Below are 25,648 nucleotides of genomic sequence, written 5' to 3'. Positions count from 1 at the left end.
CAAAGGCCAGCCGTAGCGGTGAACACAATGATAAAAACCGAGGCGATACGGTAAGAAACACTAAATATAAGCAAAAGCGATGAATGGAAATGTTGTCAGAGGGTCAATTTGCAGCGTTAAATCAAATTAATGTCGTTTTTAACGAAACAAGACCTCTGATAGCGACCCTGACAGTCGAATATGCTGAAAAAACCTTTAAAAACAGAAAAACCGGGCAGCGTAAACCACCCGGTTTTTCTCTGGCTGAAATTAACTACGCTGGCAAATAGAAACCAGCAACTCTTCCATCCATTGGTGGCCTTTATCTCTACCCGCAGCCTCATGCCAGCAGAGATAACACGTGCGGTTATTCAGTACTAAAGGCAACGGCAGTACGGCTAAATTCCATGTTTGCTCATATTCTTCCGCCAGCCAGCGCGGAGCAATAGTGACGAGATTCGTGCGTGACACCACGTTTAAGACGCTGGTCATCGCCATTCCCTGATAAGCGATGCAGGCTTCTTTTTCAGGCGTGTTATACCAGGGCGCGCTGAACGAACCATAGCGGTCCAGCACCACAACGGCATGCTGCTCCTGGTAGATATTTGATTCAAGCGTCAGCTCGTTTTGACGCGGATGGTTTTTACTACACACTAATACCATCTCATCTTTAAAGAGCGGCACGCAGGAAAATTCCGGGCGACGGAAATCATCGTAGCCAATAACAAATTCAACTTCCTGATAACGTAACTGATGTTCGATATTCTGATTAAGTGAAGATTTAAAGACCAAATGGATATTAGGCGCAATGTTATTAACTTTATTGTAGATAAGCGAGGTAAGCAGATTATCCAGTGGACTGCAGACGCATAGATTAAACAACCTTTCGCTGCTCAGGGGTTCAAATCCTGAACCAGGCAATTCGTTTTGGACTAATTGCAACGCCTGACGGATGGAACCAAACAGCTGATGGGCTCGTGCGGTAGGTTGTATTCCACGACCATAACGAACAAACAATTCGTCATTAAACATCACCTTAAGCCGGGCTACCGCATTGCTGACCGCTGGCTGCGACATCCCCAGCATTTGCGCAGCCCGGGTGATGTTTTGCTCCTGCATAACCGCATCAAAAACGGTTAAAAGATTAAGGTCTACCGTGCGTAATTGTGTTTTTAAACCTTCTTGTACTGGCGGATGCTCAATATAATCCTCAGACATAGTCTACTCCACTTATTCATCAATTCCCTTGGCCAGGAAGCACCACAACTATTTCGTTTAACATGTAGCAATCGCAAGCAAAAGGTCGAAGACAACAATTCAGAAAAAACCAAAGCTTTATCAGGAAATATGAAAATTTTGGCAGGGCTGAACACGAAAAAGCGATTCTCGCATGCTTAATTGATGCTTTTTCTTTTAAGCGGCGAGATCAAATCATAAAACCTGCAACTTCACAAGAATTCATCCGGTGAATAGTTATTTAAGCTTTATTAAAATGTTACCGCGCTATTCCCGCTGTATTTAACAAAACAGCAGCAATTCAAAAATAAATATATTAAATTATATTCACGAAGCGAATTATATCTTGTATATCATCAAGATAAATAAACAGATAGACCGAGCACAATTACACCATAGTTTATAAAAAGTATGTATAAATGCGACAAATTACAAATAAGGCCTGAGACGTCGCTAACGTTTATCTCTTCATACGCGAGAATTTTTAGCACAATACGCTAAATATCACTCTCGTCCGGATCGGCGAGAAAAGCCTTAACATTGCGTTAAGGGGTTGACACCTCCCTGCGTATCAAGTACCACTAAAAGCATATTCCGATTAACAGTTTCCAATTCCGAGGCTTGATTCATGATTCGCACGACTCGTCTGGCAGCGCTACTACTACTAAACGCATTTACTGTGCGCGGTAGAGTGCTGGGCGACGGTTGCCACTGAGTGACATCAAGCCATCAGCAAAATACAGAAACCCGCGCCAATGCGCGGGTTTTTTTATGCTCGTAGCAGGCGCCCTCAGACAGGATAAGGACCGTAACCATGAGCCAGCAAGTCATTATTTTCGATACCACTTTACGCGATGGCGAACAGGCGCTGCAGGCGAGCCTGAGCGTGAAAGAGAAACTGCAAATTGCGCTGGCGCTGGAGCGTATGGGAATTGACGTTATGGAAGTCGGCTTCCCGGTCTCTTCCCCTGGCGATTTTGAATCTGTCCAGACCATCGCCCGCCAGGTTAAAAACAGCCGCGTCTGCGGGCTGGCGCGTTGTGTTGAAAAAGATATTGACGTCGCCGCCGAAGCGCTGCGCGTCGCTGAAGCTTTTCGCATTCACACCTTCATCGCCACCTCGCCGATGCATATTGCCACCAAGTTGCGCAGCACGCTGGATGAGGTGATTGAGCGCGCTGTCTATATGGTCAAACACGCCCGCAACTATACCGATGATGTAGAGTTTTCATGTGAAGACGCAGGCCGCACGCCAATCGACGACCTGGCCCGCGTTGTAGAGGCCGCGATTAACGCTGGGGCCACCACTATCAATATCCCGGATACCGTCGGTTATACCCTGCCCTTCGAATTCAGCAATATCATTACCGGTCTGTATGAACGCGTACCTAACATTGATAAAGCCATTATCTCTGTGCACACCCATGACGATTTAGGCATGGGCGTCGGCAACGCCATCGCGGCGGTGCAAGCCGGAGCGCGTCAGGTCGAGGGGACGCTGAACGGCATCGGCGAACGCGCCGGCAACTGCGCGCTGGAAGAGGTCATCATGGCCATTAAGCTGCGTCAGAACCTGCTGAATGTTCATACCACTATCAATCATCATGAAATCTGGCGCACCAGCCAGACCGTCAGCCAGATCTGCAATATGCCGATCCCGGCGAACAAAGCGGTGGTAGGTTCGGGCGCCTTCGCCCATTCTTCCGGCATCCATCAGGATGGCGTACTGAAAAACCGCGAAAACTACGAAATCATGACGCCGGAATCCATCGGTCTGAACCAGGTGCAGCTGAACCTGACCTCCCGCTCAGGACGCGCGGCGGTAAAACACCGCATGGAAGAGATGGGCTATCACGAAGAAGACTACAACCTGGACGATCTGTATGAGGCTTTCCTGAAGCTGGCGGATAAAAAGGGCCAGGTATTCGATTACGATCTGGAGGCGCTGGCCTTCATTAATAAGCAGCAGGAAGAGCCGGAGCATTTCCGTCTGGATTACTTCAGCGTGCAGTCTGGCTCTAACGATATCGCCACGGCTTCCGTGAAGCTGGCGTGCGGCGACGAAGTGAAAGCCGAAGCAGCCAACGGCAACGGCCCGGTGGATGCCGTTTACCAGGCAATTAACCGCATCACGGATTACAACATTGAACTGGTGAAATATGGCTTAAGCGCCAAAGGTCACGGTAAAGACGCGCTGGGGCAGGTGGATATTGTCGTCAACTATAACGGCCGCCGCTTCCACGGCATGGGGCTGACGACCGATATCGTCGAATCTTCCGCCCGCGCCATGGTGCACGTGCTGAACAATATCTGGCGCGCAGGCGAAGTGGAAAAAGAGTTGCAACGCAAGGCACAGAATAAAGAACACAATCAGGAAACCGTGTGATGTCTAAAAATTATCATATTGCAGTTTTAGCGGGCGACGGCATTGGCCCGGAAGTGATGGCGCAAGCGCTGAAAGTACTGGATGCAGTTCGTAGCCGTTTTGATATGCGTATTACCACCAGCAGCTATGACGTAGGCGGCATCGCCATCGACCGTCACGGCAATCCGCTGCCGCAGGCAACGGTGGAAGGCTGCGAGCAGGCCGACGCGATTCTGTTCGGCTCCGTAGGCGGCCCGCAGTGGGAACATCTGCCGCCTGCCCAGCAGCCGGAGCGCGGGGCCCTGCTGCCGCTGCGTAAACATTTTAAGCTCTTCAGCAACCTGCGTCCGGCGAAGCTGTACCAGGGGCTGGAAGCCTTCTGCCCGCTGCGAGCCGATATTGCCGCTAACGGCTTTGACATCCTCTGCGTGCGTGAACTGACCGGCGGCATCTATTTCGGTCAGCCGAAAGGCCGCGAAGGCAGCGGCATGCACGAAAAAGCGTTCGACACTGAGGTTTATCACCGTTTCGAGATTGAACGCATCGCGCGCATCGCTTTTGAATCCGCCCGCAAACGTCGCAACAAAGTGACCTCTATTGATAAAGCGAATGTGCTGCAAACATCGCTGCTGTGGCGCGAAATCGTTAATGAAATCGCCAAAGAGTACCCGGACGTTGAACTGGCGCACATGTATATTGATAACGCCACCATGCAGTTGATTAAAGACCCGTCTCAGTTCGACGTGCTGCTCTGCTCCAACCTGTTCGGCGATATCCTTTCCGATGAATGCGCGATGATTACCGGCTCGATGGGCATGCTGCCTTCCGCCAGCCTCAACGAACAGGGCTTCGGCCTGTATGAACCCGCAGGCGGCTCCGCACCGGATATCGCCGGTAAAAACATCGCCAACCCTGTGGCGCAAATCCTGTCGCTGGCGCTGCTGCTGCGCTACAGCCTGGAGGCGGACGAAGCCGCTACGGCCATTGAAAAAGCCATTAACCGCGCGCTGGAAGAAGGCGTGCGCACAAGCGACCTGGCCCGTGGCGGTCAGGCAGTCAGTACCGATGAAATGGGCGACATCATTGCCCGCTATGTCGCCGAAGGGGTGTAATCATGGCAAAGACCTTATATCAAAAATTGTTTGACGCCCACGTGGTCTATGAAGCGCCGAATGAAACCCCGCTGCTCTACATCGATCGTCATCTGGTGCATGAAGTGACCTCGCCGCAGGCTTTCGACGGCTTGCGCGCTCACGGCCGCCCGGTGCGCCAGCCGCGTAAAACCTTCGCGACGATGGACCACAACGTCTCCACGCAGACGAAAGACATCAACGCCTCCGGCGAGATGGCGCGTATTCAGATGCAGGAGCTGATTAAGAACTGTAACGAGTTCGGGGTTGAGCTGTATGACCTGAACCATCCTTATCAGGGCATTGTTCATGTGATGGGGCCGGAGCAAGGCATTACTCTGCCGGGAATGACCATTGTGTGCGGCGACTCGCACACCGCGACCCACGGCGCGTTCGGCGCGCTGGCGTTCGGCATCGGCACCTCTGAAGTGGAACACGTGCTGGCGACCCAGACCCTGAAGCAGGGCCGCGCCCGAACCATGAAAATTGAAGTAAAAGGCAAAGCCGCGCCGGGGATCACCGCCAAAGATATCGTGCTGGCGATCATCGGAAAAACCGGCAGCGCGGGCGGTACGGGTCATGTTGTCGAGTTCTGCGGCGAAGCCATTGAGGCGCTGAGTATGGAAGGCCGTATGACCCTTTGCAATATGGCTATCGAGATGGGCGCCAAAGCGGGCCTGGTCGCGCCGGACGATACCACCTTCAACTATGTGAAAGGCCGTCTGCACGCGCCGAAAGGTCAGGATTTTGAAGAGGCGGTCGCTTACTGGAGAACGCTGAAAACCGACGAAGGCGCGCAGTTTGATACGGTCGTTACGCTCAATGCCGAAGATATCGCGCCGCAGGTTACGTGGGGCACCAATCCAGGCCAGGTTATCGCCGTCACGGATATTATTCCGGATCCGTCCTCTTTCATCGATCCGGTAGAGCGCGCCAGCGCCGAAAAAGCGCTGGCTTATATGGGCCTGAAACCGGGCGTGCCGCTGACTGAAGTGGCTATCGATAAAGTATTTATCGGCTCCTGCACTAACTCGCGCATCGAAGATTTACGCGCCGCGGCGGAAATCGCCAAAGGCCGCAAAGTCGCCCCTGGCGTCCAGGCGTTAGTGGTGCCGGGTTCCGGCCCGGTGAAAGCGCAAGCGGAAGCGGAAGGGCTGGATAAAATCTTTATCGAGGCCGGGTTTGAGTGGCGTCTGCCGGGCTGCTCTATGTGTCTGGCGATGAACAATGACCGTCTGAACCCGGGCGAGCGCTGCGCTTCCACCAGCAACCGTAACTTTGAAGGCCGTCAGGGCCGCGGCGGACGCACCCATCTGGTCAGCCCGGCGATGGCGGCAGCGGCCGCCGTAAGCGGCCATTTCGCCGATATTCGCGGCATGAAATAAGGAGAACACCATGGCAGAGAAATTTACGCAACACACCGGCCTGGTGGTTCCTCTGGATGCCGCCAATGTCGATACTGACGCCATTATTCCGAAGCAATTTTTGCAGAAGGTCACGCGCACCGGCTTCGGCGCCCATCTGTTTAACGACTGGCGCTTTCTGGACGATAAAGGCGAACAACCGAACCCGGAGTTTGTGCTGAATTTTCCGCAATACAAAGGCGCCTCTATCCTGCTGGCGCGGGAGAACTTCGGTTGTGGTTCGTCGCGCGAACACGCGCCGTGGGCGCTGACCGATTACGGCTTTAAAGTTGTCATTGCGCCGAGCTTCGCTGATATCTTCTACGGCAACAGCTTTAATAACCAGCTGCTGCCTGTAACGTTGAGCGAGCAGGAAGTGGATGAGATGTTCACACTGGTTAAGGCGAATCCGGGGATCCGTTTCGAGGTGGATCTGGAAGCGCAGGTCGTGAAAGCAGGTGAGAAAACCTACGCTTTTACTATCGACGCTTTCCGCCGCCACTGCATGCTGAATGGCCTCGACAGCATCGGCCTGACGCTGCAGCATGAAGACGCCATTGCCGCTTACGAGAACAAGCAGCCCGCGTTTATGGGGTGATGAAAAAGGCGTCTGCGGACGCCTTTTTTATTATCTTGTTTTCACCTGTCTTAAGAGAGGCAGACGGGTAAGCGTAGCGCCATCCGCCATTGTCGCGACGCTCGTTCTTAAACGTCTTTCACCCGGCTTGTCAGCACAAGCGTCAGCAGCGAAATACCTGCAATGACCCAATAAACGGCAAAATGTCCGAAGCTTTCCACCAGCGCCCCCTGAACCACCCCGGCAAGAATCACGCCCGTAGAAATACTGTTAGTAAAAAGCGTCGTCGCGGAACCCGCGCGCCCCGGCATTAAGTCCTGAAACCAGAGCATGCCGATACCGGCGATAATGCCGATAAATATCGCATTAAAAATTTGCAGCCCTAACAGCGCCTCGTGGCTGTGAAACAGAATAAGCCCCAGATAAAACAGCACGCCCGCCGCCACCGCCAGCACCATCAGCCGACGCTTGCCGAAACGCTTAACGCAGTAGCCCGCCAGCAGCATGGCCGGGATTTCCAGCCCCGCCGCCGTGCCCATCAGCACGCCCGCCAGCGTATCCGGCAGCCCCAGATCCTGGCTTATCCACAACGGCATATCGATGATGTACATGGTGTTGCAGGTCCACATCAGCATCGAGGCGATAAACAGCAGCCGCACGTTTTTATCTTTCCAGCCGCTAACCTGCGTCAGCGCCACGTCTGTCGGTTGCTCCACCCGCTCCACCGAAGGCAGCGCGAAAGTAATAATGGCGAGGCTGATAATAAATATGCCCGCCGCTATCAGGAACATCGTTGTAAAGCCGTAGTTAAGCGCCAGCATAAAAGAGAGCGGCGGGCCGATGACCCATGCAAGCGACAGTTGAGCGCGCATAACAGAGCTAAACATCACCACCTCGCGCGCCGATTTATCGGCGTATTCGCGCGCCAGGGCAAAAATTTGCGGCATGGCGGTGTTCGCCAGCGAGGCCAGCAATACGCCTGCGGTAATCAGCGTCAGATAGTGCCGGTTAAAGGCGAAAAGCACGCAGTTCGCCACCGCCATCAGGCAGCAGAACATAATCAGTTTGCGGCGATCACCGCGGCTGTCCGAGCGTTTCGCCAGCCACAGGCTCACCAGAATGCCGACAATGGCGTTCACCGTATAAAAGAGTCCGACCCAGAACGGGCGCACTTCCACTTCACGGCTAAGAAACAGACTGAGGGTCGGCGCCTGCAGCGCGCCCGCAACCCCCATCATAAAAGCCACGGACATAAAGGCGACATAGACCCGATTCAGGCGACGGCCTTGGGTTAAAAACCAGAGCATTGAAATGCATCCTTTCAATAAGGCGGGGGATAAGTTCAGCAAACAACAACGAAAAAAGCCAGCAGTAGAAACTGCTGGCCGGTGAAGAGCACCAATACTCAGTTACACTCGATGTTGGCGGGAGAGGCGTTTCAGGGAAACGGGGGTTGTAACCTCCCACTGCATCACCGAGTCCAGCATCTGCAAGCGCTGCGATGCGCTCAGGCGGGCCAGCCAGGATGCGCCAGCGTCCTGCGTTGCGAAAAAGTAGTGCTGCCAGAATGTGTATGCCGATGACCGTTTCATAAATGCCTCCTCGCTTTCATCGAAGAGAATTATTGGCGTAATATAGGGAAAGATAAATTGATGAGTTTTGGCGAGGAGTTCCCCTTTTATGTCCACTGGTCGTCTGCAACAGCAATTTATTCGCCTGTGGCAATGCTGTGATGGCAAAACGCAGGAAACCACGCTTAACGATCTGGCGGAGCTGCTGAACTGCTCGCGCCGCCACATGCGCACCTTACTCAATACCATGCAGGAAAAGGGCTGGCTGAAATGGGAAGCGGAAGCCGGGCGCGGCAAGCGCTCACGCTTAACCTTTCTCTATACCGGCCTCGCGCTCCAGCAACAGCGCGCCGAGGATTTGCTTGAGCAGGACAGAATCGACCAGCTGGTGCAGATAGTCGGCGATAAAACCGCGGTGCGCCAGATGCTTATCTCTCATCTGGGGCGCAGCTTCCGGCAGGGGCGGCATATTCTGCGGGTGCTGTACTATCGTCCGTTGCAGAACCTGCTGCCGGGCAGCGCATTGCGCCGTTCGGAAACGCACGTGGTGCGGCAAATTTTTAGCGGACTGACACGCATAAACGAGGAAAATGGGGAACTGGAAGCGGACATTGCTCATCACTGGCAGAAAATTTCCCCGCTGCACTGGCGGTTTTTCCTGCGCCCGGGCATCCATTTTCATCATGGTCGCGAACTCGATATGCTCGATATCATCAGTTCGCTTGAACGCATCAATACGTTGCCGCTTTATTCCCATCTCTCCCATGTCGTCTCCCCTACTCCGTGGACGCTTGATATTCATCTCAGCCAGCCAGATGAATGGCTGCCCTGGCTGCTGGGCAGCGTAGCGGCGATGATCCTGCCTCGCGAATGGACAACCCTGCCCCATTTCGCCAGTAAACCGATCGGTACCGGCCCGTATGCCGTGGTACGTAATAACAACAATCAGCTCAAGATCCATGCTTTTGATGATTACTTCGGCTACCGGGCGCTGATTGATGAAGTGAACTTTTGGGTGTTGCCGGATATTGGCGACGAGCTGGGCGGCAGCGTCCAGCTTGAAGGCCCCACCGGCGGCGAGAAAGCCGTTGAAAGCCGCCTCGAAGAGGGATGTTACTACCTGCTTTTTGACTCCCGCTCTCCTGCGGGCGCAAATCCGCAGGTGCGACAGTGGCTGAGCCACCTGCTCTCTCCGGTTAATTTTCTCTATCACGCCGCAGAACACTATCAGCGCTACTGGTTCCCCGCTTATGGCCTGCTGCCGCGCTGGCACCATGCGCCGCGAACTGCCGTCGTTGAGCGCCCCGCAGGCCTTGAGAAGATAACGCTGACTTACTATCGCGACCATATCGAAAACCGCGCTATCGGCGCTATCATAGTGACGCTGCTCGCCGGACAGGGCGTAAAAGTAGCGATAAACGAGGTGGACTACACTGAGTGGCATCAGGGTGAAACGGTAAGCGATCTGTGGCTGAACAGCGTTAACTTCACGTTGCCGCTGAATTTCTCACTGTTTGCGAACTTCTATGAAACGCCGCTGATGCAAAAATGCGTGCCGCTGAACTGGCAGCAGGATGCCGAAAGCTGGCGCGCCGGGGCGCTGGATTTACCAACATGGTGTAAACAACTGCTTGAAAGCCAGCACCTTTTGCCGCTCGTGCATCACTGGCTGATTTTGCAGGGGCAGCGCAGTATGCGCGGCCTGCGTATGAACACGCTAGGGTGGTTTGACTTTAAATCCGCCTGGTTTGCGCCGCCGGAGCCGTAACCCTTTCGAAACATTCAGCAAATCATTACAATGAACCGTTCTCAACGGGGTGCCGCACCGTTCGTGCGCGCTGAGATAATACCCGTCGAACCTGATCCGGATAACGCCGGCGAAGGGATTTGAGGCTACCGCTCAAAATCCTTTGCCCCCTATGCTCAAAGGTGCAAAGTGCTTAAAAAATATCTCCCGCTGCTGGCGCTGGTCGCCGCGCCCGTTTTCGCCAAACCCGTTCTGACCGTTTACACCTACGACTCCTTCTCCGCCGACTGGGGCCCGGGCCCGAAAGTAAAAAAAGCGTTTGAAGCCGACTGCGGCTGCGAGCTGAAGTTCGTGGCGCTGGAAGATGGCGTATCGCTGCTTAACCGCCTGCGTATGGAAGGCAAAAACAGCAAGGCGGACGTGGTGCTGGGGCTGGATAACAACCTGCTCGAAGCCGCCGCCGCCACGAAACTTTTTGCACCGAGCGGCGTAGCGGCGGAGGCCGTTAACGTGCCGGGCGGCTGGAAGAACGACACGTTTGTGCCCTTCGATTACGGCTATTTCGCCTTCGTCTACGACAAAAACAAGCTGAAGAACCCGCCGAAAAGCTTAAAAGATCTGGTGGAGGGCGATGAAAAATGGCGTGTCATTTATGAAGATCCGCGCACCAGCACGCCGGGCCTTGGCCTGCTGCTGTGGATGCAAAAAGTGTATGGCGACAAAGCGCCGCAGGCCTGGCAGAAGCTTGCAGCGAAAACGGTCACCGTCACCAAAGGCTGGAGCGAAGCGTACGGCCTGTTCCTGAAGGGGGAAGGCGATCTGGTGCTGAGCTACACCACCTCGCCCGCATACCACCTCATTGAAGAGAAAAAAGCGAACTACGCCGCGGCTAACTTCAGCGAAGGTCATTACCTTCAGGTTGAAGTGGCGGCCCGCACCGCCGCCAGCAAGCAGCCGGCGCTGGCGGAAAAATTCCTGAAGTTTATGGTTTCGCCCGCCTTCCAGAGCACCATTCCCACCGGAAACTGGATGTATCCGGTAACCGATGTCGCATTGCCGGAAGGCTTCAACGCCCTGCAAAAACCGCAAACGTCGCTGGAATTTACGCCGCAGGTCGTGGCGCAACAGCGCACGCAATGGATTAACGAATGGCTTCGCGCCGTCAGCCGTTAATTCCCGGCTGGTTGTGGCCGGGGCTGCTCGCCGCCCTGCTAATGGCGGCGGTCGCCCTGGCGGCGTTCTCCGCGCTCTGGCTTAACGCCCCGCAAATCGATTTTCCGGCGCTGCTGCAGGACAGTTACCTGTGGCGCGTGGTGCGCTTCTCCCTCTGGCAGGCGTTTCTCTCTGCCCTGCTCTCCGTCGTGCCCGCTATTTTTCTCGCCCGCGCGCTCTATCGCCGCCGCTTTCCCGGCCGCAACGCGCTGCTGCGGCTTTGCGCCATGACGCTTATCCTGCCGGTGCTGGTTGCCGTTTTCGGCATCTTAAGCGTCTATGGCCGCAGCGGCTGGATAGCCGGGCTTTGCCACCTGCTGGGCGTGGAATGGCGCTTCTCGCCCTATGGGCTGCCGGGCATTCTGCTGGCCCATGTTTTCTTTAATATGCCGATGGCGACCCGTCTGCTGTTGCAGGCGCTGGAAAATATCCCCGGTGAGCAGCGCCAGATTGCCGCCCAGCTCGGCATGCGCGGCTGGGCCTTTTTCCGGCTCGTTGAATGGCCATGGCTGCGCCGACAAATTCCGCCCGCCGCCGCGCTGATTTTTATGCTCTGCTTTGCCAGTTTCGCCACGGTGCTGTCGCTTGGCGGCGGTCCGCAGGCAACCACCATTGAACTCGCCATTTATCAGGCGCTGAGTTACGACTACGACCCGGGACGGGCGGCGCTGCTGGCGCTGGTGCAGATGATTTGCTGCCTTGCGCTGATGCTGCTAAGCCAGCAGCTCAGCAAAGCGATACCGGTTGGGGCGACACAACTGCGCGGCTGGCGCGACCCGCAAGATTCCCGCTTAAGCCGGTTTACCGATAGCCTGCTGATTTTTCTCGCTATGCTGTTACTACTGCCGCCGCTGCTGGCGGTGGTAGCCGATGGGCTCACGGGCAGCGCGGGCGAGTCGCTTTTTCAGCCGGCGCTGTGGCACGCGCTCTGGACGTCGCTGCGCATCGCGCTCGCCGCCGGGCTGCTTTGCGTGGCGCTGACCATGATGCTGCTGTGGAGCGCGCGCGAGCTTTATTTGCGTGAGCGACGCCTGGCGGGCCAGAGCCTTGAGCTGAGCGGCATGCTGATTCTCGCCATGCCGGGCATCGTGCTCGCCACCGGTTTTTTTCTGCTGCTTAACAGCACCGTTGGGCTGCCGCAATCAGCGGACGGCATTGTGATTTTCACTAACGCGCTGATGGCTATCCCCTACGCGCTGAAGGTGCTGGAAAACCCGATGCGCGATCTGGCCGCCCGTTACGCCCCGCTTTGCGCGTCGCTCGATATCCACGGCGTTAACCGCTTGCGTCTGATTGAATTTCGCGCGCTGAAAAGACCGCTGGCCCAGGCTCTGGCTTTCGCCAGCGTACTTTCGATAGGCGATTTCGGCGTCGTGGCTCTGTTCGGTAATGAAGATTTCCGCACGCTGCCCTTTTATCTTTACCAACAGATTGGCTCTTACCGCAGCGAGGCGGGAGCCGTAACGGCGCTGCTCCTGCTGCTGCTCTGCTTCCTGCTCTTTACGCTGATAGAAAAACTCCCGGGGCGTCATGCTGACACTGATTGATCTCACCTGGCTTTATCATCATCTGCCGATGCGCTTCTCGCTTGAGGTCAAAGCGGGCGAGCGCGTGGCGGTGCTGGGGCCAAGCGGCGCGGGAAAAAGCACGCTGCTGAATTTAATCGCGGGCTTCCTGCCGCCGGCGAGCGGCACGCTGCGGCTGAATAATGCCGATCATACCCTCACGCCGCCATCCGCCCGCCCGGTCTCTATGCTGTTTCAGGAAAACAACCTGTTCAATCACCTGACGGTGCGTGAAAACATCGGGCTTGGCCTGCATCCGGGCCTGAAGCTGACGGCGGCGCAGCGCGAAAAAGTAGCGCATATCGCGCATGAAATGGCGATGGGCGATTTGCTTGAGCGACTGCCCGGCGAACTCTCGGGCGGCCAGCGTCAGCGGGCGGCGCTGGCGCGCTGCCTGATACGCCAGCAGCCGGTCCTGCTGCTTGATGAGCCTTTCTCGGCGCTCGACCCGGCTCTGCGCCAGGAGATGCTTACGCTGCTTGAACGCCTTTGCGTTGAACAGCACCTGACGCTGCTGATGGTGTCGCACAGCATTGAAGATGCGGCGCGCATTGCGCCGCGCTCAATAGTGGTGGTGGATGGGCGCATCGTCTGGGATGGCGATACCGCTCAACTGGCAAGCGGGAAAGCAAGCGCCTCGACGCTACTTGGCATAACGCCTTAATGTCCGCCGCGGACGACTTTCCCGAGGATATTAAGGTACACCGGCATCAACGGATGCTGCAGGATGGCGATAAAAGCCGCCAGCGCGACACCGCTCGTCAAAGGCGCAAGCCAGTGCAGGCGTGAGCGCGGCAGGACGTGCGACAGCCTGTCGGTGGTTTTGCCGCTGCGCCACCAGCGCCAGCACAGCCATGCCGCCAGCCACAGCAACAGCGCCACGCCAAGCAGCAGCCACTTAAAGCCGCTGCTTTTCATGTCGGCGGGAATGTCGATAGCCGCGCCGGCCAGAATGCCCGGCAGAAAGTAGAGCGGCGGCCAGAGCAGGCAGCCAATAATATTCGGCAGAACAAATTTCGCGACGGGCAGGTCGAGCATGCCCGCGACCATCGGCACCAGCGGACGCGTAGGTCCCACAAATCGCCCAACCAGGATGGTGAACATGCTGTGTTGATGCAAGGCGTGCTCGGTTTTATCCAGCAGCGCCTTGTGCTTTTTCAAAAAGCTCCAGCGGTGCAGCGGTTTCTTAAAGCGCCAACCCAGCCAGAAGGAGATCCAGTCGCCCAGCAGGCAGCCTACAATGCCCGCCGCCCAGGCTTCGTAAAACCCTACCTCGCCGCTGCCAATCAGCGCCCCCAGCGCCGCCATCATCACCGTACCCGGCAATAACAGCCCTACCAGCGCCAGCGACTCGAGAAACGCCACCAGCGCCACGGCGATAAGCGAATAAGCGAGCGACTGCGTAATAAAATGTTCCAGCAAGGCTTCCATAACGTACCCGGTTGAGTGAGGAGAAAAGATTCTCCCGGCGGCCTTGACCTGCGTCAAGATATCCGTGCTTTGAATAAGTTACCGGTTACGACATTCGTAAAAGCATTTAGTTTCGGTTTAGCTTATTCGCAGCCTGCCCGAAACTCGCTGGGGCTGGCGCCCGTACATTTTTTAAAAACCCGCGAAAAGTAGAGCTGATCTTCAAAACCCACGTTGCGCCCTACGCTTGCAATCGGCATGCGCGTCGTGCTGAGCAACAGCTTCGCCTGACTAATGCGTTGATCTTCGCGCCAGCTCAACACGCTAACGCCAAGCTGCTGGCGGAACAGGTGCGACAGTCGAGACGGCGACAGGCAGACATGCTGCGCCACGCTTGAAATATCAAAATGGCTGTCCGCCAGATGGTCGCTGATGTACTGACAGGCGTCGCGCACGCGGTTGTCGAGCGGCGCCTTCATCGATTCGTTTATCGCTTCCACCCGTCTTAGCAACAGCTGCTCCAGCAGGTTAATCGCCAGCAGTTCGGCGTAACGTCCCGGCCCTTGCGCGGCGTTGATTATCTCCTGAAAAAGCGTGGAGCACTGCAACTGATGGGCGTCATCAGGGCGATAAAAGCCGGTGTGCGCGAAGATGGTCGGCCAGTTCAGCCACTCGTGCCAGTAAGCCCGCGGGCGGAAATAAACCCACTGGTGATACCACTCTTTCGCCTCCGGATGGCGGCCATAGTGGTGCACTTCGCCAGGCGGGAAGAGCAGCATATCGCCCGGACGGCAGACAAACTCCTGCCCCTGATTTTTCACCACCCCTTCGCCCCGTATGGTCAGGTTAAGAATAAACCCCTTCATGCCGAGCGGGCGGTCGACAAAGAAATCGAGATAGCCGTTGGCCTCAATGGGGGTCAGCCCGGCAACCAGATGCGCGTTGAAAGAGTACCCCGGCAACAGGGGATCGTTTTGCGTTTCGGCCATCGTCAGCGGTGCTCCGAAGCTAGATTAAGGAAACCATTTGTCCATATCGCAAAAAGCAGGCCAGCTCACCGTTCTGCTTACGCTCTCTTCAGCTTAACGGGGTTGTTAAAGCCGCGCCATCACAGAATTTAGCCCGTCGCGTCTGTTTCATCAGGCTTTTTCAATGATGGCTAAAGTGTCTATAAACATGGCAGGAATGTCCACATCGATAATTTGCGTGGCGTCACAATTTCCCAACCCATAGCATTTTAATCCATAAGTTCAGCGAATCCACCCTGACCCTTTTCAGCCCGTAAAACTAATGTTCTCTGCATGTTTGTTTACCTCATGGAGTGTGAAGATGGCTATTGCGCTGGGACTTGATTTCGGCAGTGATTCAGTACGCGCGCTGGCGGTGGATTGCGCAAGCGGCGCCGAGCTCGCCACCCAGGTGGAGTGGTATCCCCGCTGGCAGGAAGGTCGCTACTGCGACGCCGCCCATAACCAGTTTCGTCATCACCCGCTCGATTACATTGAGTCAATGGAAGCGGCGTTGAAGCGCGTTCTGGCCGAGTTGAGCGAAAAGCAGCGCGCCGAGGTGGTCGGCATCGGCGTGGATTCAACGGGCTCAACCCCTGCGCCGATTGACGCGCAGGGCAACGTGCTGGCGCTCAATCCGCAGTTCGCCGATAACCCCAACGCCATGTTTGTGCTGTGGAAAGATCACACGGCGGTGGAAGAAGCGGAAGCGATAACGCGGCTGTGCCACCAGCCGGATAAAGTGGACTATTCGCGCTACATCGGCGGCGTTTACTCCAGCGAATGGTTCTGGGCCAAAATTCTCCACGTGACGCGGGCGGACAGCGCCGTGGCGCAGGCGGCCGTCTCCTGGATTGAGCTGTGCGACTGGGTGCCCGCTCTGCTCTCCGGTACGACTCGTCCGGCGGATATTCGCCGCGGACGCTGCAGCGCCGGGCATAAATCATTGTGGCATGAGAGCTGGGGCGGTTTGCCGCCGGCCAGCTTCTTTGATGAACTCGACCCCATCATCAACCAGCATCTTGACTACCCCCTGTTTACCGACACCTGGACTGCGGAGATCCCCGTGGGCAACCTCAGCCCGGAATGGGCGACGCGGCTGGGCTTGCCGGAAAGCGTGGTGATTTCCGGCGGCGCGTTTGACTGCCATATGGGCGCGGTGGGCGCAGGCGCTCAGCCTAATACGCTGGTAAAAGTTATCGGCACCTCCACGTGCGACATTCTTATTGCAGACAAGCCAAGCGTGGGCGACCGCGCGGTGAAGGGCATTTGCGGCCAGGTAGACGGCAGCGTGGTGCCGGAATTTATCGGGCTTGAAGCGGGACAATCTGCCTTCGGCGATATTTACGCCTGGTTTGGCCGCCTGCTCGGCTGGCCGCTCGATCAGCTGGCGCAGCAGCATCCGGAGCTGAAAGAGACCCTCGCCGCCAGCAAAAAGCAGCTGCTTCCCGCGCTCACTGAAGCCTGGGCGAAAAACCCTTCGCTTGATCATCTGCCGGTCATTCTTGACTGGTTCAACGGCCGTCGTACGCCGAACGCCAACCAGCGTCTGAAAGGGGTCATCACCGATTTAAATCTGGCTACCGACGCCCCGCTGCTCTTCGGCGGACTGATCGCCGCCACCGCCTTCGGCGCCCGCGCCATTATGGAGTGCTTTACCGAACAGGGCATCGCGGTGAATAACGTGATGGCGCTGGGCGGCATCGCCCGTAAAAACCCGGTGATCATGCAGGTCTGCTGCGACGTGCTGAACCGTCCGCTGCAAATCGTCGCCTCCGATCAATGCTGCGCGCTGGGCGCGGCGATTTTCGCCGCCGTCGCCGCAGGCGTGCACACAGATATTCCCGCCGCGCAGCAGGCGATGGCGAGCCAGATTGAAAACACGCTGCAGCCTGTTCCGGAACGGGCCGCCCGCTTTGAGCAGCTCTATCGCCGCTATCAGCAGTGGTCCGCCAGCGCGGAACAGCATTATCTCCCTTCACTACCGGCCTGCGGCGCAACCCACCGCGAAGGCCAGGCAGCACTGACACATTAAGGATATGACGATGACTATTTTCGACCAGTATGAAGTGTGGTTTGTAATTGGCAGCCAGCATCTGTATGGACCCGAAGCGCTGCGCCAGGTGAACCAGCATGCCGAACAGGTGGTGAATGCCCTCAACGCCGAGGCGAAACTGCCCTGCAAGCTGGTGCTGAAACCGCTCGGCACGACGCCGGACCAGATTACCGACATCTGCCGCGACGCCAACTATGACGACAAATGCGCAGGCCTGGTGGTATGGCTGCACACCTTCTCGCCCGCCAAAATGTGGATAAACGGCCTCTCTATCCTCACCAAGCCGCTGCTGCAGTTTCATACCCAGTTCAACGCGCAGATCCCGTGGGGCAGCATCGACATGGACTTTATGAACCTGAACCAGACCGCTCACGGCGGCCGCGAGTTCGGCTTCATCGGCGCCCGCATGCGCCTGCAACACAGCGTCGTCACCGGCCACTGGCAGGATGGCGAAGCGCATAAACGCATCGGCGCGTGGATGCGTCAGGCGGTCTCGAAACAGGACACCCGCCACCTGAAAGTGGCGCGCTTTGGCGACAACATGCGCGAAGTGGCGGTCACTGAAGGGGATAAAGTGGCCGCGCAGATCAAGTTCGGCTTCTCGGTAAACACCTGGGGCGTCGGCGATCTGGTGGCTGTCGTGAATGAAGTAAGCGAAGGCGACATCAGCGCGCTGGTGGACGAATATGAAAGCAGCTACCGCCTTACTCCCGCAGCCCAGGTCAATGGCGACAAACGCCAGAACGTTATCGATGCGGCGCGTATTGAGCTTGGCATGAAGCGCTTCCTGGAACAGGGCGGCTTCCATGCTTTCACCACTACCTTTGAAGATTTGCACGGCTTAAAACAGCTTCCCGGTCTTGCGGTGCAGCGCCTGATGCAACAGGGCTACGGCTTCGCGGGCGAAGGCGACTGGAAAACCGCCGCCCTGCTTCGCATCATGAAAGTGATGTCCACCGGCCTGCAGGGCGGCACCTCCTTTATGGAGGATTACACCTATAACTTCGAATCGGGCAACGACATGGTGCTCGGCTCCCACATGCTGGAAGTGTGCCCTTCTATCGCCACCGATGAAAAACCGATCCTCGACGTGCAATACCTCGGCATTGGCGGCAAAGCGGACCCGGCGCGGTTGATTTTCTCCACCACCACCGGACCTGCCATTAACGCCAGCCTTATCGATCTTGGCGATCGCTTCCGCCTGCTGGTCAACTGCGTAGATGCGGTAAAAGCGCCGCACGACCTGCCGAAGCTGCCGGTCGCCAACGCCTTGTGGAAAGCGCAACCGGATCTGCCGACCGCGTCCGAAGCGTGGATCCTCGCTGGCGGCGCGCACCACACCGTCTTCAGCCAGGCGCTGAATCTTGACGATATGCGCCAGTTCGCTGAGCTGCATAACGTAGAGATCGCGGTTATCGACAACGACACTCGCCTGCCCGCCTTTAAAGACGCGCTGCGCTGGAACGAGGTCTACTACGGTTTCAAACGGTAAAAACAGGGTTCGGCCAGCTCGCAAGGGCTGGCCCTCTTTTTTATCAGGAGGTTCAGGATGCTCGAAGAGTTAAAATGTCAGGTGCTGGAAGCGAACCTGGCGCTGCCGAAACATAACCTGGTGACGCTCACGTGGGGCAACGTCAGCGCCGTTGACCGCGAACGCGGCGTTTTCATTATTAAGCCTTCGGGGGTCGATTACACCGTAATGACCGCCGAAGATATGGTGGTGGTGAGCATAGAGACCGGCGAGGTGGTGGAAGGAACGAAAAAGCCCTCTTCAGATACGCCGACGCATCGTCTGCTCTATCAGCAGTTCCCGACTATTGGCGGCATTGTGCACACCCATTCGCGCCACGCCACTATCTGGGCGCAGGCGGGTTTGCCGATTCCGGCGACGGGCACTACGCACGCGGACTATTTCTACGGCGCCATCCCCTGCACCCGCAAAATGACGGACGCGGAGATAAACGGCGAATATGAGTGGGAAACCGGCGTGGTCATCGCCGAGACCTTTCGCGAAAAAGGGATCGATCCGGCGCAAATGCCTGGCGTACTGGTACACTCGCATGGCCCTTTCGCCTGGGGTAAAGACGCCTCCGATGCGGTGCATAACGCCATCGTGCTGGAAGAGGTCGCCTACATGGGCATCTTCTGCCGCCAGCTCGCCCCGCAGTTGCCGGATATGCAGCAAACGCTGCTCGATAAACACTACCTGCGTAAGCACGGCGCGAAGGCTTATTACGGGCAATAGGCCTTTTATCCTGTTAAGATTTGGCCAGAAAAATGTCTCAGGGAGAGCGACTGGCCATGAATATCAGACAATCGTTCGGCCTGCTCGCTGCGGTATTGCTGCTTATCGCTACGTTGGGCGTGGTCAATGCCGTATCGATTTACCAGTACAGCCTGCTTAATGAAACGCAGCGCGCCGATTGCGCTATTGTGGCAGGCGCCGGGATAGCCGACAGCCAGCCCTCTCCCGTCTTTAAGGAACGCCTCAACCATGCTTTTGCACTATATCGTCAGGGTTATGCGCCAATAATCATCCTGACGGGTGGAACCAGCGCGGGCAGTTCTCTATCGGATGCGGCTATCGCCCGCACTTACCTTCTTACTAAAGGGGTGAGCGAAAAAGCCATTCTCCTCGAAGAAAAATCTCGTGTGACGCGGGAGAACTTCCGTTATGCCCGGCAGATTATGGCAGCGCATCATTTACGTACGGCTTTACTGGTTAGCGATCCATTACATATGAAAAGAGCCATGCTCATTGCCCGCGATGAGGGGATTGACGCCCGACCTTCTCCCACGCCTACAACCCGCTATCGCTCTTTCGAAGCCCGGCTCTCTTTTCTTATCCGCGAGACGTTTTATTACTCTGGCTATCAGCTGCTTCGGTTAAAGCAGAGCCTGCTTAGCACTGTATAAAACACCAGCAAAATAGCCCAAGCCAGGCTATAATCAGGCCTGGTTTTTTGTGCGGGATAACGGTGTGTCTGAAGCGCGTCAGGGTTTTATATTGACCCGCCACTGGCGGGATAGCACGCAAGGTACGGAAGTGGAATTCTGGCTGGCGACCGACGACGGCCCGCTGAAGGTTCGCCTGCCGCCGCAGGAATCCGTCGCATTTATCCCCGAAGCTCAGCGCGCCCAGGCGCAGCGTCTGCTGGCGAATGAAAGCGATGCGCGCCTTGCGCCGCTCGCCCTTAAAGATTTTCATCATCAGCCTGTCTGCGGGCTTTACTGTCGCTCCCACCGCCAGCTGATGCGCCTGGAAAAACTGCTGCGCAAACAGGGCGTTACGCTCTATGAAGCAGATATTCGCCCGCCAGAGCGTTTTTTAATGGAACGCTTTATCACCGCGCCGGTGTGGGTGAGCGGCGAGCCGCAGGGCGCGATGTTAAGCAACGCGCGCCTGAAGCCGAATCCACACTACCGTCCCCCGCTGAAATGGGTATCGCTGGATATCGAAACGAACCGCCATGGCGAACTCTACTGCATCGGGCTTGAAGGCTGTGGTCAGCGCGTGGTTTATATGCTGGGTCCGGAAAACGGCGACGCCAGCGCGCTCGACTTTCAGCTTGACTATGTGGCAAGCCGTCCGCAGTTGATTGAGAAACTCAACGCCTGGTTTGCGCAGCATGACCCCGACGTGCTGATAGGCTGGAACGTGGTGCAGTTTGACCTGCGCATGCTGCAAAAACATGCCGAACGTTACGGCGTGCCGCTGCGCCTGGGGCGCGGAAACAGCGAGCTGGAGTGGCGCGAACATGGCTTCAAAAACGGCGTCTTTTTTGCCCAGGCCGCGGGCCGGCTGATTATCGACGGCATCGACGCGCTAAAATCCGCGTTCTGGAATTTCGCCTCTTTCTCGCTGGAATCGGTGTCGCAAGAACTGCTGGGCGAGGGCAAAGCCATCGACGATCCGTGGCACCGTATGGCGGAGATAGACCGCCGTTTCGCCGAAGATAAGCCGGCGCTCGCCACCTATAATCTAAAAGATTGCGAACTGGTGACGCGTATCTTCCATAAAACCGAGCTGATGCCCTTTTTGCTGGAGCGCGCGACGGTAAACGGCCTGCCGGCGGACCGCCACGGCGGCTCCGTCGCCTCTTTCAGCCATCTCTATTTTCCGCGCATGCACCGTGCGGGCTTCGTCGCGCCCAATCTCGGCGACGTGCCGCCGCAGGCAAGCCCTGGCGGTTACGTGATGGATTCCCGTCCCGGCTTGTATGACTCCGTGCTGGTGCTGGATTACAAAAGTCTTTATCCGTCGATTATTCGCACTTTTTTAATAGACCCGGTGGGACTGGTGGAAGGGCTCGCGGAGCCTGATCAGCAGCACAGCATTGAAGGCTTTATCGGCGCGCGGTTCTCACGCGTTAACCACTGCCTGCCGGAGATAGTGACGCAAATCTGGCAGGGACGCGAAGAGGCGAAGCGCCAGGGCAATAAGCCGCTTTCCCAGGCGCTGAAAATTATCATGAACGCCCTGTATGGCGTGCTTGGCACCAGCGCCTGTCGCTTCTTCGACCCGCGTCTCGCCTCCTCAATTACCATGCGCGGCCATGAGATCATGCGCCAGACCCGCGAACTGATTGAAGCGCAAGGGTATGAGGTGATTTATGGCGATACGGATTCCACCTTCGTCTGGCTTAAAACCCCTCATAGCGAAGCGGAGGCCGCGCGCATCGGCCAACAGCTGGTGGAGCATGTCAACGCCTGGTGGCGCGCGCATTTACAGCAAACCCTGGGGCTAACCAGCGCGCTGGAGCTGGAGTTCGAAACGCACTTCTGCCGCTTCCTGATGCCAACCATCCGCGGCGCGGAGCTTGGCAGCAAAAAGCGCTACGCCGGGCTTATTCAGGAAGGCGAAAGCCAGCGCATGGTTTTTAAGGGCTTAGAGACGGTGCGCACCGACTGGACGCCGCTCGCCCAGCAGTTCCAGCAGCATCTTTACCTGCGGGTTTTTCGCAAGGAGCCCTATCAGGATTTTGTGCGCGAGACTATCGCAAAGTTGATGACGGGCGAACTTGATGACCAGCTGGTCTATCGCAAACGGCTGCGCAGACCGCTGGCTGAATACCAGCGCAACGTGCCGCCGCACGTGCGCGCCGCAAGGCTTGCGGATGAAGAGAACCTGAAGCTTGGCCGCCCGGCGCAGTACCAAAACCGGGGCACCATTAAATATGTCTGGACCACCAACGGTCCTGAGCCGGTCGATTATCAACGCTCGCCGCTTGACTACGACCACTATCTGGAAAAACAGCTTCAGCCTGTTGCGCAAGGCATTTTACCTTTCCTTGAGGATGACTTTGCTACACTGATGACGGGGCAGTTAGGGCTATTTTGACAGGTGACGAATGCGTTGCCATCCAGTACCATAGCGCCCTTTCCAAAACCGTACCCAATCTCGACCCCCCGCCTCTTCGCAGGCGGGAGTCATACTATTGCCTGCAAATTTGTAACGAGAATAGAGCCGATATATGCCTTTTACACTTGGTCAACGCTGGATCAGCGATACGGAGAGCGAACTGGGACTGGGAACCGTAGTGGCGATTGATGCCCGCATGGTCACCCTGCTTTTCCCGGCTACCGGTGAAAATCGTCTGTATGCCCGAAATGACTCCCCCATCACCCGCGTGATGTTTAACCCGGGCGACACCGTGACCAGCCATGAAGGCTGGCAGTTGAAAGTGGATGAAGTAAAGGAAGAGAACGGCCTTCTGGCCTATATCGGCACTCGTCTGGATACGCAGGAAGCGAACGTGATGCTGCGCGAAGTGCTGCTCGACAGCAAGCTGGTGTTCAGCAAGCCGCAGGATCGCCTGTTCGCCGGCCAGCTTGACCGCATGGATCGCTTCGCCCTGCGCTATCGCGCCCGTAAATACCAGAGCGAGCAGTACCGCATGCCGTGGAGCGGCCTGCGCGGCCAGCGCACCAATCTTATTCCTCACCAGCTCAATATCGCCCACGACGTGGGCCGCCGCCATGCGCCGCGCGTGCTGCTGGCGGACGAAGTGGGGCTTGGGAAAACCATCGAAGCGGGCATGATTATTCACCAGCAACTGCTCTCCGGGGCTGCCGAGCGCGTGCTGATCGTGGTGCCGGAAACGCTGCAACACCAGTGGCTGGTAGAGATGCTGCGCCGCTTTAACCTGCGCTTCGCCCTGTTTGACGATGAACGCTACACCGAAGCGCAGCATGAATCGGATAACCCGTTCGATACGGAACAGCTGGTGATCTGCTCGCTCGATTTCGTGCGCCGCAACAAGCAGCGACTGGAGCACCTGTGCGAAGCGCAGTGGGATTTGCTGGTGGTCGACGAAGCGCACCACCTGGTCTGGAGCGAAGGCGCGCCGAGCCGCGAGTATCAGGCAATTGAACAGCTGGCCGAGCAGGTGCCGGGCGTACTGCTGCTGACCGCCACGCCGGAACAGCTGGGCATGGAAAGCCATTTCGCCCGCCTGCGCCTGCTGGACCCGAACCGTTTTCACGACTTTGCGCAGTTTGTCGAAGAGCAGAAAAATTACCGTCCGGTGGCCGACGCCGTGGCGCTGCTGCTCGCCGGCAACAAGCTCAGCAACGAAGAACTCAATACCTTAAGCGATCTGATTGGCGAGCAGGATATCGAACCGCTGCTGCAGACCGCCAACAGCGACCGCGACGGCGCCGAAGATGCGCGCCATGAGCTTATCGATATGCTGATGGACCGCCACGGCACCAGCCGCGTGCTGTTTCGCAACACCCGCAACGGCGTGAAAGGTTTCCCGAAACGCGAGCTGCATACCATCAGACTGCCGCTGCCGACCCAGTACCAGACGGCGATTAAAGTTTCGGGCATTATGGGCGCCCGCAAATCGGTGGAAGATCGCGCCCGCGATATGCTCTACCCGGAGCAAATTTATCAGGAGTTCGAAGGCGACAGCGGCACCTGGTGGAACTTCGATCCGCGCGTGGAATGGCTGATGGGCTACCTTACCAGCCACCGCTCGCAGAAAGTGCTGGTTATCTGCGCAAAAGCGGCCACGGCGTTGCAGCTGGAGCAGGTGCTGCGCGAGCGGGAAGGCATTCGCGCCGCCGTGTTCCATGAAGGCATGTCGATTATCGAGCGCGACCGCGCCGCCGCCTGGTTTGCCGAAGAGGATACCGGCGCGCAGGTGCTGCTCTGCTCGGAAATCGGCTCCGAAGGCCGTAACTTCCAGTTCGCCAGCCAGCTGGTGATGTTCGACCTGCCGTTTAACCCCGATCTGCTGGAGCAGCGCATCGGCCGTCTGGATCGTATCGGCCAGATGCACGATATCCAGATCCATGTGCCTTATCTGGAAAAAACCGCGCAGTCGGTGCTGGTGCGCTGGTATCACGAAGGGCTGGACGCTTTCGAACACACCTGCCCGACCGGCCGCGCGATTTATGACAGCGTTTACGATTCGCTTATCGGCTACCTCGCCGCGCCGGAAGATACAGAAGGCTTCGACGAGCTCATCAAATCCTGCCGCGAGCAGCATGAAGCGCTGAAGACGCAGCTGGAGCAGGGTCGCGACCGCCTGCTGGAGATCCACTCCAACGGCGGCGAGAAAGCGCAGCGCCTGGCAGAGGAGATCGCCGGCCAGGATAACGACACGAGCCTCGTGAACTTCGCCATGAACCTGTTCGATATTATCGGCATTAACCAGGATGACCGCGGCGAGCATATGATTGTGCTTACCCCTTCCGATCATATGCTGGTGCCCGATTTTCCGGGCCTGCCGGAAGACGGCTGCACCATTACCTTCAACCGTGACGTGGCGCTTTCCCGCGAAGACGCGCAGTTTATTACCTGGGAACATCCGCTGATTCGCAATGGCCTGGATCTTATCCTCTCCGGCGATACGGGCAGCAGCGCGCTTTCGCTGCTGAAGAACAAGGCGCTGCCGGTAGGAACGCTGCTGCTGGAGCTGATGTATGTCGTCGAGGCAAAAGCGCCAAAACAACTACAGCTCAATCGCTTCCTGCCGCCGACCCCGGTGCGCATGCTGGTGGATAAAAATGGCACTAACCTGGCTTCGCAGGTGGAGTTTGAAAGCTTCAACCGCCAGCTGAGCGCGGTGAATCGCCATACCGGCAGCAAGCTGGTGAACGCGGTGCAGCAGGACGTGCACGCTATTCTGCAACTGGCGGAAGTTCAGGTAGAGAAAGCGGCGCAGGCGCTGATCGCGGCGGCGCGCGAAGAGGCGGATGAGAAACTTTCCTCGGAGCTTTCTCGCCTGGAAGCGTTGCGGGCGGTGAACCCAAACATTCGCGATGATGAGCTGAGCGCCATTGAGACGAATCGCCAGCAGGTGCTGGAGAGCCTCGACGAGGCGAGCTGGCGTCTGGACGCGCTGCGTCTTATTGTCGTAACGCATCAGTAAACGGAGCCG

At 57.1% G+C, this 25,648-nt stretch carries 20 protein-coding genes and 1 riboswitch; of the genes, 15 read left to right on the top strand and 5 right to left on the bottom strand.

Annotated features, from left to right (window positions below):
* Window positions 1–83: 83 nt before the first annotated feature.
* Window positions 84–269: a hypothetical protein gene (locus MT962_RS13835; RefSeq protein WP_247365881.1), complete on the top strand. Its 186-nt coding sequence runs from the start codon at window positions 84–86 to the stop codon at window positions 267–269.
* Here the strand turns inward: MT962_RS13835 and leuO are convergent.
* On the bottom strand, window positions 250–1,197 hold the full coding sequence (gene leuO / locus MT962_RS13830) for a transcriptional regulator LeuO (protein WP_024560681.1): 948 nt from the start codon (window positions 1,195–1,197) through the stop codon (window positions 250–252). The two genes, MT962_RS13835 and leuO, sit on opposite strands and share 20 nt — an antisense overlap.
* A gap of 832 nt (window positions 1,198–2,029) precedes the next feature.
* On the opposite strand from leuO, the gene leuA reads away from it, so the two are divergent.
* From leuA to leuD, 4 genes are read left to right on the top strand one after another with little or no spacing between them, the layout of a single operon-like run.
* Complete coding sequence (gene leuA / locus MT962_RS13825; protein WP_247365880.1) at window positions 2,030–3,601, top strand: 2-isopropylmalate synthase; 1,572 nt, start codon at window positions 2,030–2,032, stop codon at window positions 3,599–3,601.
* Window positions 3,601–4,692, top strand: a complete 1,092-nt coding sequence (gene leuB, locus MT962_RS13820) for a 3-isopropylmalate dehydrogenase (protein WP_024558244.1) — start codon at window positions 3,601–3,603, stop codon at window positions 4,690–4,692. The genes leuA and leuB overlap by 1 nt, the downstream gene beginning before the upstream one ends.
* Before the next feature lie 2 nt (window positions 4,693–4,694).
* Window positions 4,695–6,095 carry a 3-isopropylmalate dehydratase large subunit gene (gene leuC, locus MT962_RS13815; protein WP_024560682.1) on the top strand — a complete coding sequence of 467 codons (1,401 nt, stop codon included), beginning with the start codon at window positions 4,695–4,697 and terminating at the stop codon, window positions 6,093–6,095.
* Window positions 6,096–6,105: 10 nt separating this feature from the next.
* Complete coding sequence (gene leuD, locus MT962_RS13810; RefSeq protein WP_024558242.1) at window positions 6,106–6,711, top strand: 3-isopropylmalate dehydratase small subunit; 606 nt, start codon at window positions 6,106–6,108, stop codon at window positions 6,709–6,711.
* A 107-nt stretch (window positions 6,712–6,818) separates the two neighbouring features.
* Here leuD and MT962_RS13805 read toward each other — a convergent pair whose 3' ends face one another.
* Both MT962_RS13805 and sgrT read right to left on the bottom strand, forming a co-directional pair.
* Window positions 6,819–7,997 (bottom strand): sugar efflux transporter, encoded by a 1,179-nt coding sequence (locus MT962_RS13805; RefSeq protein WP_024558241.1) that lies wholly within the window; start codon window positions 7,995–7,997, stop codon window positions 6,819–6,821.
* Window positions 7,998–8,099: 102 nt separating this feature from the next.
* Window positions 8,100–8,282: a glucose uptake inhibitor SgrT gene (gene sgrT, locus MT962_RS13800; protein ID WP_024558240.1), complete on the bottom strand. Its 183-nt coding sequence runs from the start codon at window positions 8,280–8,282 to the stop codon at window positions 8,100–8,102.
* An 88-nt stretch (window positions 8,283–8,370) separates the two neighbouring features.
* Here sgrT and sgrR point away from each other — a divergent pair, with 88 nt between their 5' ends.
* The 4 genes from sgrR (at window position 8,371) to thiQ (ending at window position 13,449) form a co-directional block, all read left to right on the top strand.
* Window positions 8,371–10,029, top strand: coding sequence for an HTH-type transcriptional regulator SgrR (gene sgrR / locus MT962_RS13795; protein WP_024560450.1), 1,659 nt, complete (start codon window positions 8,371–8,373; stop codon window positions 10,027–10,029).
* Between the two features lie 35 nt (window positions 10,030–10,064).
* Window positions 10,065–10,165: riboswitch (TPP riboswitch) on the top strand.
* Between the two features lie 32 nt (window positions 10,166–10,197).
* Window positions 10,198–11,181, top strand: a complete 984-nt coding sequence (thiB, locus tag MT962_RS13790) for a thiamine ABC transporter substrate binding subunit (protein WP_024558238.1) — start codon at window positions 10,198–10,200, stop codon at window positions 11,179–11,181.
* Complete coding sequence (thiP, locus tag MT962_RS13785) at window positions 11,157–12,767, top strand: thiamine/thiamine pyrophosphate ABC transporter permease ThiP (protein ID WP_048887723.1); 1,611 nt, start codon at window positions 11,157–11,159, stop codon at window positions 12,765–12,767. The genes thiB and thiP overlap by 25 nt, the downstream gene beginning before the upstream one ends.
* Entirely contained in the window at window positions 12,751–13,449 is a 699-nt protein-coding gene (thiQ, locus tag MT962_RS13780) for a thiamine ABC transporter ATP-binding protein ThiQ (protein ID WP_247365879.1), read from the top strand. The genes thiP and thiQ overlap by 17 nt, the downstream gene beginning before the upstream one ends.
* On the opposite strand, the gene MT962_RS13775 is transcribed toward thiQ, so the two are convergent.
* Together MT962_RS13775 and araC are read right to left on the bottom strand one after the other, a co-directional pair.
* The gene (locus tag MT962_RS13775) at window positions 13,446–14,216 is read right to left on the bottom strand and encodes a DedA family protein (protein WP_024558791.1); all 771 of its coding nucleotides are present in this window, start codon (window positions 14,214–14,216) and stop codon (window positions 13,446–13,448) included. The genes thiQ and MT962_RS13775 overlap by 4 nt on opposite strands.
* A 122-nt stretch (window positions 14,217–14,338) precedes the next feature.
* Window positions 14,339–15,184 carry an arabinose operon transcriptional regulator AraC gene (araC, locus tag MT962_RS13770; protein WP_029697791.1) on the bottom strand — a complete coding sequence of 282 codons (846 nt, stop codon included), beginning with the start codon at window positions 15,182–15,184 and terminating at the stop codon, window positions 14,339–14,341.
* 340 nt (window positions 15,185–15,524) lie between these two features.
* On the opposite strand from araC, the gene araB reads away from it, so the two are divergent.
* The 6 genes from araB to rapA all read left to right on the top strand — a co-directional run bounded on the left by araB (window position 15,525) and on the right by rapA (window position 25,639).
* A complete protein-coding gene (araB, locus tag MT962_RS13765; RefSeq protein WP_247365878.1) occupies window positions 15,525–17,237 on the top strand; it encodes a ribulokinase in 1,713 nt (570 codons plus the stop codon).
* Window positions 17,238–17,247: 10 nt separating this feature from the next.
* Window positions 17,248–18,750 (top strand): L-arabinose isomerase, encoded by a 1,503-nt coding sequence (gene araA / locus MT962_RS13760; RefSeq protein ID WP_024558793.1) that lies wholly within the window; start codon window positions 17,248–17,250, stop codon window positions 18,748–18,750.
* Between the two features lie 57 nt (window positions 18,751–18,807).
* Window positions 18,808–19,503 (top strand): L-ribulose-5-phosphate 4-epimerase, encoded by a 696-nt coding sequence (gene araD, locus MT962_RS13755; RefSeq protein ID WP_247365877.1) that lies wholly within the window; start codon window positions 18,808–18,810, stop codon window positions 19,501–19,503.
* 56 nt (window positions 19,504–19,559) lie between these two features.
* Complete coding sequence (locus tag MT962_RS13750; protein ID WP_247365876.1) at window positions 19,560–20,174, top strand: YdcF family protein; 615 nt, start codon at window positions 19,560–19,562, stop codon at window positions 20,172–20,174.
* A 64-nt stretch (window positions 20,175–20,238) separates the two neighbouring features.
* The gene (gene polB / locus MT962_RS13745; RefSeq protein WP_247365875.1) at window positions 20,239–22,599 is read left to right on the top strand and encodes a DNA polymerase II; all 2,361 of its coding nucleotides are present in this window, start codon (window positions 20,239–20,241) and stop codon (window positions 22,597–22,599) included.
* A 133-nt stretch (window positions 22,600–22,732) separates the two neighbouring features.
* On the top strand, window positions 22,733–25,639 hold the full coding sequence (gene rapA / locus MT962_RS13740; protein WP_247365874.1) for an RNA polymerase-associated protein RapA: 2,907 nt from the start codon (window positions 22,733–22,735) through the stop codon (window positions 25,637–25,639).
* Window positions 25,640–25,648: the final 9 nt, after the last annotated feature.

Source organism: Franconibacter sp. IITDAS19, assembly GCF_023079515.1.
Lineage (GTDB): Bacteria > Pseudomonadota > Gammaproteobacteria > Enterobacterales > Enterobacteriaceae > Franconibacter > Franconibacter pulveris.
Note: the sequence above shows the minus strand (reverse complement) of the source record. Positions and strands in the feature narration are given on the sequence as shown.